The 13,861-nt window shown below is 61.1% G+C and carries 9 protein-coding genes; 6 read left to right on the top strand and 3 right to left on the bottom strand.

Annotated features, from left to right (window positions below):
• Positions 1-29: 29 nt before the first annotated feature.
• Together KI617_RS18505 and KI617_RS18500 are read left to right on the top strand one after the other, a co-directional pair.
• Complete coding sequence (locus KI617_RS18505) at positions 30-1,157, top strand: FIST signal transduction protein (protein WP_226448828.1); 1,128 nt, start codon at positions 30-32, stop codon at positions 1,155-1,157.
• Positions 1,154-3,712 carry a response regulator gene (locus KI617_RS18500; protein ID WP_226448826.1) on the top strand — a complete coding sequence of 853 codons (2,559 nt, stop codon included), beginning with the start codon at positions 1,154-1,156 and terminating at the stop codon, positions 3,710-3,712. Before KI617_RS18505 ends, KI617_RS18500 begins: the two co-directional genes overlap by 4 nt.
• Positions 3,713-3,748: 36 nt before the next feature.
• On the opposite strand, the gene KI617_RS18495 is transcribed toward KI617_RS18500, so the two are convergent.
• The 3 genes from KI617_RS18495 to ubiB form a co-directional block, all read right to left on the bottom strand.
• Positions 3,749-4,189 (bottom strand): DUF302 domain-containing protein, encoded by a 441-nt coding sequence (locus KI617_RS18495; RefSeq protein ID WP_226448824.1) that lies wholly within the window; start codon positions 4,187-4,189, stop codon positions 3,749-3,751.
• An 87-nt stretch (positions 4,190-4,276) separates the two neighbouring features.
• Complete coding sequence (locus KI617_RS18490; RefSeq protein ID WP_226448822.1) at positions 4,277-7,552, bottom strand: DEAD/DEAH box helicase; 3,276 nt, start codon at positions 7,550-7,552, stop codon at positions 4,277-4,279.
• Between the two features lie 4 nt (positions 7,553-7,556).
• Entirely contained in the window at positions 7,557-9,077 is a 1,521-nt protein-coding gene (gene ubiB, locus KI617_RS18485) for a ubiquinone biosynthesis regulatory protein kinase UbiB (protein WP_226448820.1), read from the bottom strand.
• Positions 9,078-9,297: 220 nt separating this feature from the next.
• On the opposite strand from ubiB, the gene KI617_RS18480 reads away from it, so the two are divergent.
• The 4 genes from KI617_RS18480 (at position 9,298) to KI617_RS18465 (ending at position 13,859) form a co-directional block, all read left to right on the top strand.
• Positions 9,298-10,818 carry a GGDEF domain-containing protein gene (locus tag KI617_RS18480; RefSeq protein ID WP_226448818.1) on the top strand — a complete coding sequence of 507 codons (1,521 nt, stop codon included), beginning with the start codon at positions 9,298-9,300 and terminating at the stop codon, positions 10,816-10,818.
• A gap of 18 nt (positions 10,819-10,836) precedes the next feature.
• Positions 10,837-11,346, top strand: a complete 510-nt coding sequence (locus KI617_RS18475) for a DNA-deoxyinosine glycosylase (protein WP_226448817.1) — start codon at positions 10,837-10,839, stop codon at positions 11,344-11,346.
• Positions 11,347-11,468: 122 nt separating this feature from the next.
• Positions 11,469-13,232, top strand: coding sequence for an arginine--tRNA ligase (gene argS, locus KI617_RS18470; RefSeq protein ID WP_226448815.1), 1,764 nt, complete (start codon positions 11,469-11,471; stop codon positions 13,230-13,232).
• Between the two features lie 9 nt (positions 13,233-13,241).
• Positions 13,242-13,859, top strand: coding sequence for an SPOR domain-containing protein (locus tag KI617_RS18465; RefSeq protein ID WP_226448814.1), 618 nt, complete (start codon positions 13,242-13,244; stop codon positions 13,857-13,859).
• The last annotated feature ends 2 nt before the right edge of the window (positions 13,860-13,861 follow it).

The following is a 13,861-nucleotide window of genomic DNA, read 5'->3' as shown; positions in this document are numbered from 1 at the left end:
GGGGGGCGATAGCAGTGCGCCGGATTGAATTGACAACAGATGCCATTGAGCAGGCGCTCGATGATTCGGCGCTTCCTTCGGTGGGGGCAGGCATTCTGGCCTTGTTGCCGGAAGCGGAAAAGGATCGCTTGCCGCTGTTGCAGGCAGCGTGTCGGCGACGGGGAATTGCCCTGGTCGGTGCGGTCTTTCCGGCCTTGATCGAGCACCATCAATTTTCTGGCAGCGGCGCCTGGTTGCTGTATTTCGACCGGATGCCGCCGCATTTTCTCTTGCCAGCGATCAACGCTGCTGGCGATTCAGCGCTGGCGCGCCTGGTTTCTGCTGCTCGCGGCGGCTTAGAGCATTGTCCGGTCAATACGCCAAAACCGACACTTTTCATGATTTTTGACGGCATGCTGCCGAATATCGCCAGCATCCTCGATGGCCTGTATCTCGAACTGTCGAATCGCGTCGAGTACGCCGGAGTCAATGCCGGCAGTGAAACCTTCCAGCCCATGCCCTGCCTGTTCGATGAGTCACGGCTGGTCGGCGATGGCGTACTCGCCCTGCTGCTGCCGGGCCATATGGCGCCGGTGCTGGAGCATGGCTTTCAGCAGCCTGAACACACCATGAGTGCCACGTCGACCGAAGGCAACCGGATTGCCATGATCGATTGGCGGCCCGCTTTCGATGTCTATCAGGAAATCATCAAGGCGCAATACGGCATCGATCTGACCCGGGAAAATTTCTACGAGTACGCCGTGCACTTTCCGGTCGGCATCCTGCGCGCCAACGGTGATGTGGTGGTGCGCATTCCCGTTGCGCTGGCCGATGATGGCTCGCTGTTCTGCGTTGGGGAAATTCCGGAAAACTCGATGCTCATTTTGCTTGAGGCACCGGGGGCCGGGGCGCATGGCTGCATTGCGCACCTGGCTGAGAATCTGCGGACCATTCATGGCGACCTGAGCGGGGCGCAACTGCTGACTTTCTATTGTGCCGGACGGCGCATGCACCTCGGCCAGGAGGCAGAAAAGGAATTGCTCGAATTGCGGGCGGCGACCGAGGTCGGCGAGATGGCTGGGGCCTTGTCGCTGGGTGAAATTGGTAGCACGGTCCGCTGGGGCTATCCGATGTTCCACAACGCGACCCTGGTCTGCACGCCGTGGAAGCGCGCATGAACCGCGAGCAGATTCTCAGCATTCTTTACGATCTGTCTCTGACGATCGGCGGTGAACTCGATCTCGACAGCCTGCTCAAGAAGGTGTTACAGCGGCTGCTGTTTCATACCTCGTTCCCGGCCGGGGTGGTCCTGGCTTCACCGCAGCACTCCGAATTCGGCGTCACGGCCACGCTGGAAAAGGCGGTTGGCGATTTCATGCTGGTGGACCGTTGCGGCTCCGGCATCAATCTTCCCGAAGGTGTGCTGGCCGGCAAGGTTGAGCTTTTGTCCGATCCATTGATGCTGAAAGTTTTTTCGCTGGATCAGGTCTATACCCACGCCTTACGCTTGCCGATCGATGAGCAGAGGACCATTCTGCTTCTGGCGCCGGGGGAGGTGAGCAATAATTTGCCACTGACCCAGATTTTCCAGCCGGTGCTGGCCAATCTGGCCAAGGCGGTGATTCTCTGTCGCAACAATGACCGCCTGAACAAGGCGCTGGCGGCTGACCGCGACGATGCGCGGGCCGAACTGGCGGTGGCGCTGACCCAGAGCGAGCGCGAGCGTGCTTTCCTGGATAGTCTTTATGACGCGATTCCCGATCTGGTCTGGGTCAAGGATCTGAATGGGGTTTATCTCTCCTGTAATCCGATGTTTTCCCGGCTCTATAACGCGACCGAATACGACATTGTTGGCCGAACCGACTACGACTTCGTCGACAAGGATCTGGCGGAATTCTTCCGCGGGAAAGATCGCGCCGCAGCAGCGGCCGGTGAGCCGACGATCAACGAGGAGTGGCTGACTTTCGGTGATAACGGTTATCGCGGCCTGTTCGAGACCATCAAGACGCCGATGCGCGATAGAGAAGGTCATTTGATCGGTATCCTCGGTATTGCCCGGGAAATCACCGAGCGGCGGCGAGTCGAAGATGCGTTGAGGACCAGCGAGGCTGAACTGGACAAGCACCGCCAGCATCTGGAAACACTGGTTGCGGCACGCACTCGTGATTTGGCGCAGTCCAATGCCCAGCTTGAACAGACCTTGTTCGCGCTCGATCGGGTGGGTATCGGCATTCACTGGGTGGATACCGCCGGGCGTTTTGTCTATGTGAATCAGGTCGCCGCCGAAATGCTCGGTTACTCCGTCGAAGAAATGTTGCGCTTGTGCGTCTCGGATATCGATCCGATTTTTACGATTGATGACTTTGCCAAGGTGACAGAGCGTATCCGGCAGGCGGGAAGCATGTGTTTCGATGCCCAGAATCGGCATCGTGACGGCCATCTGGTGCCGGTCAGTATCAATGTTTTCTATCGGGCGGAAACTGAGCGCGAGCCGGCGCGCTACATTACTTTCATCAGTGACATCAGCGGACGCAAACGCACCGAACAGGAGCTGCGCGAAGCGAAAGAGCAGGCCGAACAGGCAACGAAGGCCAAGAGTGCTTTCCTGGCCAATATGAGCCATGAGATCAGGACGCCAATGAACGCCATTCTCGGTTCGGCTTACCTGATGCGCCGCGGGCTCATTGATCCTGCGCTGAACGAGCCGCTGGAGCGTATCGAAAGCTCTGGCCGGCACCTGCTATCGATCATTGACGACATCCTTGATCTATCCAAGATCGAAGCCGGCAAGCTGGAACTTGAAGAGGTTCCGCTGGCGCTACCGCAGTTACTGGACGAAGTCGCGGAGATGCTCAGAGGACGGGCGCGGGAGAAAAATCTGGCGGTTCGGGTGGAGTCGGTCGGTTGGCCGCTCCATGTGCAGGGCGATGCGACGCGCTTGCGCCAGGCGCTGATCAACTATGCCAACAATGCGATCAAGTTTACTGAGCAAGGATCGATCACCTTGCGCAGCAAAGTGATCGAAGAGGACAGGAATAGCGTTCTGATTCGTCTTGAGGTGGAAGACACGGGCATCGGGATTTCCCCGGAGGCCCTTGGCCGCTTGTTTACCCCTTTTCAACAGGCCGACCCGTCGACTACCCGAAAGTACGGGGGAACTGGCCTGGGGCTGGCGATTACCCGCCATCTCGCGGTGTTGATGGGCGGCGCTGCGGGCGCGGAAAGTACGCCGGGCAAGGGGAGTGTTTTCTGGATTACGGCGCGCCTGAAATGCCAGCCGGTCCAGTCTTTCGAAAAAAGCCGAGGGCAGATGGCGGCGGTCGATGCGGAAGGCGCACTACGGAAGCGTCATGCCGGTCGCCTGCTGCTGCTTGCCGAGGATGATCCGATTAACCGGGAAGTCGCCCAGATGCTGCTTGAGGATGTCGGACTGGCCATCGATGTGGCAGAAGATGGTCGTGAGGCGCTCGACAAGGTCAGCCGTAACAACTATGCGCTGGTCCTGATGGATATGCAGATGCCGAATATGGACGGCCTGGAAGCGACCCGGCGCATCCGCCAGCTCGACAATGGGCAGGCCCTGCCTATTCTCGCCATGACGGCCAATGCCTTCGCCGAGGACCGGGAACGCTGCATGGCTGCAGGCATGAACGATTTTGTCAGCAAGCCGGTCAATCCCGACGTTTTGTACTCAGCCCTGCTCCGCTGGCTGGATACTGCCGCCGGGCGCTAAGGCGATTACTCGCGCCGGCAAGGGTTCATGCAGCCGTCACTGTCCGGCTTCGGCGCTGATTTCCCTGAGCAGGGGTTCGACCATTTTTGCCGCATCACCCCTGGGTAGGCGATAGGCCACCCACGTCGTGTTTTTTTCGCCAGGCAGTGTGTAGATCGAGATGGAAAACGGGCAGAGCACGATGTTGTGCGGGTCCAGCTCCATCATCTTGCGCGAGAGTTTTGCCGAGCAGAATTCGATGATTTCCGCCTTGTCGAAAATCTGGCGCGTGGCCCCGATGTCGCTTCCCGTCCGCGCCAGCATCTCGGCGATGTGCGAGGTGTAATTGATCACCAGGCCCCGGTTTTCGATGGCCATGACCACCGCTTCCTTGGCATCGTCGAAGCCGACGGCCAGCTTTTTCCTGACCATCCATTCCTCGGCCTGGGCTGAGGCGATGGAGAGTCCGAGGCAAAGCAGAACGATGATGCGGCGCATGGACTATCCTCGATTGGAAAATACGGTTGCCTATTGTAGGCCAAGGGTACTTTCTTCGGGACGAGAGCCCGCTAGCAGGTAGCGGGCTCAGTCCGGCAAGGGTTCGAACAGTGCCGCCAGGTCGTCGGTGCCGAACTTGACGTCCACCCGGTGGTCGTCGGACAGGATGCCGGCGGCCAGCTCGGCCTTGCGTTCCTGCAGGGCGAGGATCTTTTCCTCGATACTGCCGCTGACGATCAGCTTATAGACGAACACCGGTTTGTCCTGGCCGAGGCGGTGGGCGCGGTCGGTAGCCTGGTTTTCGACCGCCGGGTTCCACCACGGATCGTAGTGGATCACGGTGTCGGCCGCGGTCAGGTTGAGACCGACACCGCCGGCTTTCAGGCTGATCAGGAAAATCGGGACTTCGCAGTCCTGGAAGCGGCGAATCGGTACTTCGCGGTCGACGGTGTCGCCGGTCAGCGTGACATAGGTGATGCCGGCCTTGTCCAGTTCATGCTCGATCAGTGCCAGCATGCTGGTGAATTGCGAGAAGACGAGGACGCGCCGGCCTTCGTCGACCAGTTCCGGCAGCATGGCCATCAGCAGGTCGAGCTTGGCGCGCTCCGTCACCTTGCGGGCGGCGTTGGCCTTGACCAGGCGGGGGTCGCAGCAGACCTGGCGCAGCTTGAGCAGGGCATCGAGGATGACGATCTGGCTGCGGGCGAAACCCTTGCTGGCGATTTCATCGCGCACCTTGGCATCCATCGCGGCGCGCACCGTTTCGTAGAGGTCGCGCTGTGAACCTTCGAGTTCAACGCTGCGGATGATGATGGTCTTCGGCGGCAGTTCCTGTGCCACGTCTTCCTTCTTGCGGCGCAGGATGAAGGGGCGGATGCGGCGGGCCAGCAGGCTGCGCCGGGCCATGTCGCCCTGCTTTTCGATCGGAGCACGCCAGTGGCGGTTGAACTGCTTGCTGGTGCCGAGGAAGCCGGGAAGCAGGAAGTCGAACTGGCTCCACAGCTCGCCGAGGTGGTTTTCCAGTGGCGTACCGGTCAGGCACAGGCGATGGCGGGCGTCGATCTTGCGCACAGCTTCAGCGCTCTGGCTCTGGGCGTTCTTGACGGTCTGCGCCTCGTCGAGAATGAGCAGGTGGTAGCTGTGCTGCATCAGTTCGTCAGCATCGCGCCAAAGCAGCGGATAGGTGGTCAGGATGACGTCGTGCTTGGTGATTTCACCAAACTGGCTCTTGCGTTCCGGGCCGTGCAGCGACAGTACCTTGAGGTCGGGGGCGAAGCGCGCCGCCTCGTTCTTCCAGTTGAAGATCAGCGAGGTTGGGAGGATGATCAGGGCCGGTTTTTCCAGGCGACCTGCTTCCTTTTCCAGCAGCAGGTGGGCCAGCGTCTGGGCAGTCTTGCCGAGGCCCATGTCGTCGGCCAGGATGCCGGAGAGCTCGTGCTGGCGAAGGAACTGCAACCAGGCCAGGCCTTCCTTCTGGTAAGGGCGCAACTCGAGGTGGAAACCGGCCGGCGGCGCGACGTCGCCAATGCCTTGGGCGTCGAGCAGGCGCTCGGCCATGGCCATGATGTCGCTCTGGCCGCGGAACTGCCAGCGGCTGACGTCGGACAGTTCGGCCAGGCGTGGCGCGTCGAAGCGCGACAGGCGGAGCACGTTGCCGCCGCTGAAGCCATCGAACAGGTCGATCAGCGTGGCGGCGAGCGGCTTGATACGGCCGGCCGGAACGCGCAGGCGCTTGCCGCGGGCGGTGTAGAGATCGATGCCTTCGTTGTCGGGAACGCGTTCGAGTTCGGTCGCTTCCAGCCAGCGCGGGTCGGTGCGGAAAAGGTTGGCGAGCAGCGGGGCCAGCGGCAGGCGTTCGCCTTCGACGATGATGCCCATGTCGAGGTTGAACCAGCCATTGTCGGCCTCGAACAGCTCGGCCTCCCAGCCATCGACTTCGATGACGTGGTGGCGAAAATCCTCGGGGAATTCGATCTGCCAGCCGGCTTCCTTCAGGCGCTGGGCGTCCTGCATGAAGGGCACCCACAGCGATTCTTCAGACAGGCCATAGATGCCTTCCGGCGGGCTGCCGAAAGTGTGCAGCGTGTGGCTGGGGATCTTCTGCAGGCCAAAGCCTTCCAGCGTCTGCAGCGCCCTGGCTTCCTCTTCCGGCCGGCGTTTCAGGCGGATGGTCTCGCCTTCGGGCAGGGTGATGAATTCGCTTTTTTCTTCGGGCCGGACATCGGTGTCGGCGTAGCGGAAGACGACCTTGGCGACATCGAAGGAGTCGCCGCCGAAATTCTGCGGATAGTTGCGCCAGGCGCGATGGCCGTGGGTGTGCAGTGTTTCGAACTGGAGGATCGGTTGCAGCGGAGCATCGACCAGGCGCAGGCGGGCGCCGGCATCGTCGCCGGGCAGCGGCAGGTCGGGGGCAAGTTCGGACAAGGCCTCGGCAACTAGCGCAGCTTCCTTGGCGGACAGTGGCGGCAGCGAGAACAGGCGATTGACCACGCCGGGGTTGCCGGTCACTTCGAGCGGGCCGGTCTCGCCTTCGGCCAGATCGACGTACCAGGGCGGATCGACGGCGATGATCATCTCGGCCGAGGGTTCCGGCTTCAGGTAGGGGCGCTGGAAGCCCATGCCATCGACCTGCCAGCCGATGCTGGCCGGACGAGTGGCGCTGGCGTTGAGCGGCAGGCCGAGATCGTCTTCCGGGTAAAGCCGGTGGCTGGCCGCCATGCGCTGCAGGATTTCGGCGCCGTGTGCCGGCCCGAGGCCGAAGGCGCGCAGCCCGGTTTCATGGCCGCGATCGGCCCAGATCAGGCGCAGGATGCTGAGGTCTTCCTCGGAGACGAACTGCGGCGGGGTGACCAGGGCGCGGTCGACTTTCCACCACTCTTCAGCGCTTTCCGGGAATTTGCCCTTGCGAATCTCGATGCCGAAATGGCGCTTGTCGGCCGTCCATTTCAGGATGTAGAACAGCTGCTGCCGGGCACTGGCCGGGCGGGCCTTTTTCTTGGCGACGGCAATCGAGGTGCGGCGCAGGTCTTCGACCCAGGAAAGGACGCTGTTGCTGACTCTTTCCTTCGGGTTGCGCTCCTCGATGGCCTTGAGCAGCATGGCGGCGACGTGCTTGCAGTGGCGGCCAACCGGGCAGGTGCAGCGGCTGACGACCATCATCTCGCCGCTTTGTGCCTGGCTCAGGTAGGCCTGCACCGTATAAGGCGTCTTGGCCGAGCCGGGGACGATGGCGCTGAGTTGGCTGCCGTTGATTTCAAGATCGCGGACCAGGTCAACGTAGGGCTTGGCCTTGTTGATGTCGCGGGTGGCGAACCAGTCGGCGACGTGCTCGGCGGTGAAGGTTTCTAGGGTGACGACGGCCATCGGGTCAGGCGAACAGCGCGCCGACGAGCAGGGCGAGCAGCAGGGCGATAATGGCCAGCCAGCGATTCTGCTGATGCTGGGCGGCGATCAGTTGGGCGAGTTGAGGTTGCAGGTCAGCCTTGGTCGGGTTGGACAGCGCCTGATGGACGAGGCGCGGCAGTTGTGGAATGGTGCGCGCCAGATAGGGCGCTTCCTGTTTGAAGGTCTTGATCAGTCCGCGCCAGCCGATCTGCTCGCTCATCCAGCGTTCGAGGAAGGGTTTGGCGGTCTTCCACAGATCGAGTTCGGGGTCGAGCTGGCGGCCGAGGCCCTCGATGTTGAGCAGGGTTTTCTGCAGCATGACCAGTTGCGGCTGAATCTCGACGTTGAAGCGACGCGAGGTCTGGAACAGGCGGAGCAGGATCTTGCCGAAGGAGATGTCTTTCAGCGGCCGGTCGAAGATCGGTTCGCAGACGGAGCGGATGGCGGCTTCGAACTCGTCGACCCGCGTATCCTTCGGCGCCCAGCCGGATTCGATGTGGGCCTCGGCAACGCGCTTGTAGTCGCGGCGGAAGAAGGCCAGGAAATTCTGGGCCAGGTAGTTCTTGTCGGAGTCGGTCAGCGTGCCGACGATGCCGAAATCGAGCGCGATATAGCGGCCATCGGCGGCGACGAAGATGTTGCCCGGGTGCATGTCGGCGTGGAAGAAACCGTCGCGGAAGACCTGCGTGAAGAAGATTTCGACGCCGGCTTCTGAGAGCTTCTTGAGGTCGATGCCTTCATTGCGCAGACGGTCGATCTGCGAAATCGGCACACCCTTCATCCGTTCCATGACCATCACGGTCGAGGTGCAGAAATCCCAATGCACTTCGGGAACGATCAGCAATGTCGAGTCGGTGAAATTGCGGCGCAGTTGCGAGGCGTTGGCCGCTTCGCGCATCAGGTCGAGCTCGTCGCGCAGGTATTTGGCAAATTCGGCCACCACTTCGCGCGGTTTCAGGCGCTTGCCATCGGACCACAGCTTTTCGAGCAGCATGGCCAAGTTGTCCATCAGCGCCAGATCGTGCTCGATGACCGACAGCATGTTGGGGCGCAGGATCTTGACGGCGACTTCATGGCCGCCATCCTCTTCGCGCAGCTTGGCGAAATGGACCTGGGCGATCGAAGCGGAGGCGATCGGGGTCGCGTCGAATTCGGCAAAGACTTCGCTGGCCGGGCGGCCATAGGCCTTTTCGATCTCGGCCAGGGCCAGTGCCGAGTCGAAGGGCGGAACGCGATCCTGCAGGCGGGCCAATTCGTCGGCAATGTCGGGCGGCATCAGGTCGCGTCGGGTAGACAGCACCTGGCCGAACTTGACGAAGATCGGGCCCAGCGATTCGAGGGCGAGGCGCAGGCGGACGGCACGTGGTGTAGACAGGTCGCGCCAGAATTGCAGGGCGTTGGCGATGCGCACGAGGCGGCCACTTGGCTCGTGTTCGAGCACCATCTCGTCCAGGCCGAAACGGCTGGCGACAGAGGCGATCTTGAGCAGGCGGAGGATGCGCATTGGACGGTAAACGCCGGCCGGGCCGGGCAGCAAAGCTAAACGAGCATGTTAACACGCCAACGCGGGTTGCGGCCCGGCGATTTGGGGCTGTGGGTCGTCGGCGGGCCGGGGGCGAAATTCGCAGCAAACTATCTTGCAAGTCGGGTGTTGCAATGCGATAAACTGAATGACCGACTCAGCCGGTGCCATGTCTCGTTACCCGAAGTCATTGATTGCGTCCATGAAAGACCCAAAACAGCCCTCAGATATTGCGCGGGAAGCGCTGAAGCGACTTGCTGTTCGTCACTTGCAGCCGACGCCTGCCAACTATCAGGCGTGCTACAACGAGATTGTCGGCATCCCGAATATCCTGCCTTTTCCGGAAGTGCCCTTGCGCCATCTGGCGACTCAGTTGGTGCCCCGCAATGAGCGGCAACAGCAGTCGCTGGATCTGCTCGATTCGGCAATTGGCCGGCGTAGCTGGCAGTGTGTCACCGACGCCTTGAACACTTTTGCTCAGGCCGGTCTTGCCTCGCCATCCGACGGGCCGGCTGCCTCGCCAGCGGCAAGCTTGCCCGGCGAGTTTGCCGGCAAACTCGCCCGTCTTGTCGAAGGCGTGTTGCCGGCGCTGGGGGAGGACAATTCGCGTGTTGTCGAAATGGCTGGTGAATTGGTCTTGTTGCTCAAGCAGCCGACGGTCGAAGTGCCTTCCGTTCAGGCGCTTCTGGCCAATCTGGCTTACCAGGTGTGTGCGGCGGCCGAAGAGCAGGTCGAGATCAAGGCGGCCTTGCTCAAGCTCCTGAATTTGATCATCGCCAATATCGGCGAGCTCAGCGTCGATGACAGCTGGCTCAAAGGGCAGGTCGATGGCCTTCTGTCGGCGATTGCTCCACCGCTGACCTTGCGTCATCTGGATGAGATGGAGCGCCGTCTGCGCGATGTCATGGACCGACAAGGGCGAGCCAAGTCGCGTTCCGTCGAGGCGCAGGCTGAAATGCGCCAGATGCTGGCCGAGTTCATTGAGCGACTGGCGAGCATGAACCGGTCGAGCAGCGAGTTCGAGGGGCGCATCGAGGAAAGTGCCCGACAGATTGAGCTGGTTTCAAGCCTTGAGGATCTGAGGCCCTTGCTCAATGATGTGATCAATGCGACGCATGCGATGGCCGAGGAAACGGCCCTCTCCCGCGAACAGTTGAAAGCCCTGCAGGACAAGGTGCTGATCACCGAGGCGGAACTGATGCAGTTGCATCAGGAGTTGGATAGCGCCAGCGCCCTGGCTCGCCATGACCCCTTGACCAGCGCCTTGAACCGCAAGGGGCTGGAAGAAGCCCTGCTCCGGGAAGTTTCCAGTGTGCGGCGCAAGGATTTGCCCCTGTCGATCAGCCTGCTCGATATCGACAATTTCAAGAAACTTAACGACCGACTCGGTCACGATGCCGGCGATGGCGCCCTGGTCCATCTGGCAGATGTGACCCGGAGCAACATGCGGCCGAGCGATACGCTGGCGCGTTACGGCGGCGAGGAATTCGTCGTCCTGATGCCGGATACGACCCTTGAACAGGGTATTGAGGCGATGACCCGTTTGCAGCGCGAACTCACCCGTTCCTTTTACCTCTCGGGCAAGGAAAAGATACTGATCACTTTCAGCGCCGGGGTGGCCCAGCTGGCGCCCGAAGAAACCGGTGCCGATGCGATCCGGCGGGCCGATCAGGCCATGTATCTGGCCAAGCGGGCCGGCAAGAACCGAGTGATGGGCGGCTGATCGCGCCTCAAGTCACAAATGTCGTTGATTCAGGGCTTTCCGCCGGTCGCCGATGGCGACGCCAAAATTTTGATACTTGGCAGCATGCCGGGCGAAGCCTCGTTGCGGGCCGGGCAGTATTACGCCAATGAGCGGAATGCCTTCTGGCGAATCATCGGTGATCTGATCGGGGCCGGGCCGGCCTTGCCTTATGCCCAGCGTCTGGAAAAGCTGCAGGCTGCCGGAATTGCCCTGTGGGATGTGATCTCCGCGTGCGAGCGCTATGGCAGCCTGGATTCCGACATCGTCAATAGTTCGATTTGCGCCAATGATTTTCCGACATTTTTTGCGGCTCATCCCTGCATAGAAAGTGTCTTTTTCAACGGCGGAACGGCCGAGACGAGCTTTCGTCGTCATGTGCTTCCTGTCTTGGGTGACAAGGCTTTGCGTTTGCTTCGCCTGCCCTCGACCAGTCCGGCACACGCGGCCCGCGGCTATGCGGAGAAGCTGGCCGCCTGGTCGGTCATTGTTGCGCCGGCCGGTCGCTGATTGCCGCCTTGCGTCGCCATTGGCGAGGGGGCTGTGCTTTGCTCCGGTCTTGCCAATTACGAAGCAGACCGCGGGCATCGACAGCGTATAATCGCCGTTTTGGATTTTTCTGCCGCAAATCAATGGCCCAAGACGTCAAAACCCAGCTGACAGCCCTGTTGCAACAGGCGCTGGCCAGCGTTGCACCTGCTGCAACCGATACCCCCATTCACCTCGAGCGTCCGCGCGATCCAACCCATGGCGACTTCGCGACCAACCTGGCCATGCAATTGGCCAAGGCGCTGAAGAAGAACCCGCGCGAAATCGCCAATCAGCTGCTGGCTGAGTTGCCGCCCTCCAGGCTGGTGACCAAGGCCGAAGTGGCCGGGGCTGGCTTCATCAATTTCACGCTCGATGCCGGCTTCAAGACCGATGTCGTCAAGGCCGTGCTGGCCGAAGGCGATAATTTTGGCCGCTCGAATCAGGGCGGCTGGCAAAAAGTGCAAGTCGAGTTCGTGTCGGCCAATCCGACCGGTCCGCTGCATGTCGGCCACGGTCGCGGCGCCGCTTACGGCGCTTCGCTGTCCAGTCTGCTGACTTTCGCCGGCTGGGACGTGACTCGCGAGTATTACGTCAATGACGCTGGTCGTCAGATGGACATCCTCGGTCTGTCGACCTGGTTGCGCTACCTGGAGCAGCACGGCATCGCTGTGCCCTTCCTGCCCAATGCCTATCAGGGCGACTATGTGCGCGACATGGCCAAGCAGATGACGGCGGCGCACGGCGCCAAATTCGTTCGCCCGGCTGCCGATGTGCTGGCCGGGACGCCCGGCTTGCCTGAAGCGGAGCGTGCCGACGATGAAGCCAAACGCCAGCGCGACCTGCACCTCGATGCCTTGATCGCCAATGCCAAGGTATTGCTCGGCCCGGACTGGACTTATGTGCATCAGCATGCCTTGTCCGAGCAACTGGCGGACGGCCGCGACGATCTGGAAGAGTTTGGCGTCCATTTCGACGTCTGGTTCTCCGAGCAGGCATTGTTCGATACTGGCCTGGTCGCCCGTTGCGTCGATCTGCTGGAAAAAAACGGCCACCTGTACGTGCAGAACGGCGCCCGCTGGTTCAAGTCGACGACTTTCGGCGACGAGAAGGACCGTGTCGTCCAGCGCGAGAACGGCCTCTACACCTATTTCGCCTCCGACATTGCCTACCACCTGAACAAGTTCGAGCGCGGTTTCGACAAGGTCATCAACATCTGGGGCGCCGATCACCACGGCTATATTTCCCGCGTCAATGGGGCGATTACCGCCCTGGGGCTGGATGCGAGCAAGCTGCAAGTGGCGCTGGTCCAGTTCGCCGTGCTTTACCGCAATGGCCAGAAGGCTTCGATGTCGACGCGCTCCGGCGAGTTTGTCACCCTGCGCGAACTGCGCGGTGAAGTCGGCAACGATGCCTGCCGTTTCTTCTATGCGTTGCGCAAGTCCGACCAGCACCTCGATTTCGACCTCGATCTGGCCAAGAGCCAGACCAACGAGAATCCGGTCTATTACATCCAGTACGCCCATGCCCGCGTCTGCTCGGTGATCAACCAGTGGGGCGGCGATCTGGCTACTTTGGCCGAGGCCAATCTGGCACTGCTCGACAATCCGCGCGAACTGGCCATTGCCAGCAAGCTGGCTGAATTCCGTGACGTCATCGATGGTGCTGCCCGCGAATTGGCGCCCCACCTGATCGCCTTCTACCTGAAGGATCTGGCCGGCGAGTTCCACGGCTGGTACAACGCCGAGCGCATGCTGGTTGATGATGCCCCCCTGCGCGATGCCCGGGTGGCGCTGGCTGCTGCAGTGCGCCAGACGATCCGCAATGGCATGACGATCCTTGGTGTCAGCTGCCCGGATTCGATGTAAGGAAAATTGATGAGTCGCGATATGAAATCCCGCAAGAGCACCCCGGCGAAAAAGAAGTCCGGGGGCGGTACGCTGATCGGCATGTTCATCGGCCTGGTGCTCGGTGTCGGGGTTGCGGCCGGGGTGGTCTGGTATATGAACAAGTCACCCTTGCCCTTTGTCGAAAGAGCGCAGCCGCCGGCCAGGGCCGAAGGTGCCAACGGACAGCCTGGCCAGCCTTTGGCCTTGCCGGGCAAGCCGGGCGATCCGATTCCGGAAAAGCGCTTCCAGTTCTACGACATCCTGCCAGGCAAGGCGGATGCGGTGCCGGACAAGACGCCCAAGCCGGATGCCAAGAAGGACGAGGCAAAGAAAGAAGAGCCGAAAAAAGAGGACAAGAAGGAAGAGGCCAAGGAATCGAAGACCCCGCTCTTCCTGCAGGCCGGTTCGTTCAGCACGGCGCAGGATGCTGACAACCAAAAGGCCAAGCTTGCGTTTATGGGTATTGAGGCCGTTGTCCAGCAGGTGATGATTCAGGACAAGACCTTCTATCGCGTTCGGGTTGGCCCCTACACGAAGATCGATGAATTGAACAAAGTACGTGCCGAGCTTGCCAAATCCGGCATTGAAGCTCAACTGTCCAAATAGGA

Source organism: Ferribacterium limneticum (assembly GCF_020510625.1).
In the GTDB taxonomy this organism is placed as follows: domain Bacteria; phylum Pseudomonadota; class Gammaproteobacteria; order Burkholderiales; family Rhodocyclaceae; genus Azonexus; species Azonexus limneticus_A.
Note: the sequence above shows the minus strand (reverse complement) of the source record. Positions and strands in the feature narration are given on the sequence as shown.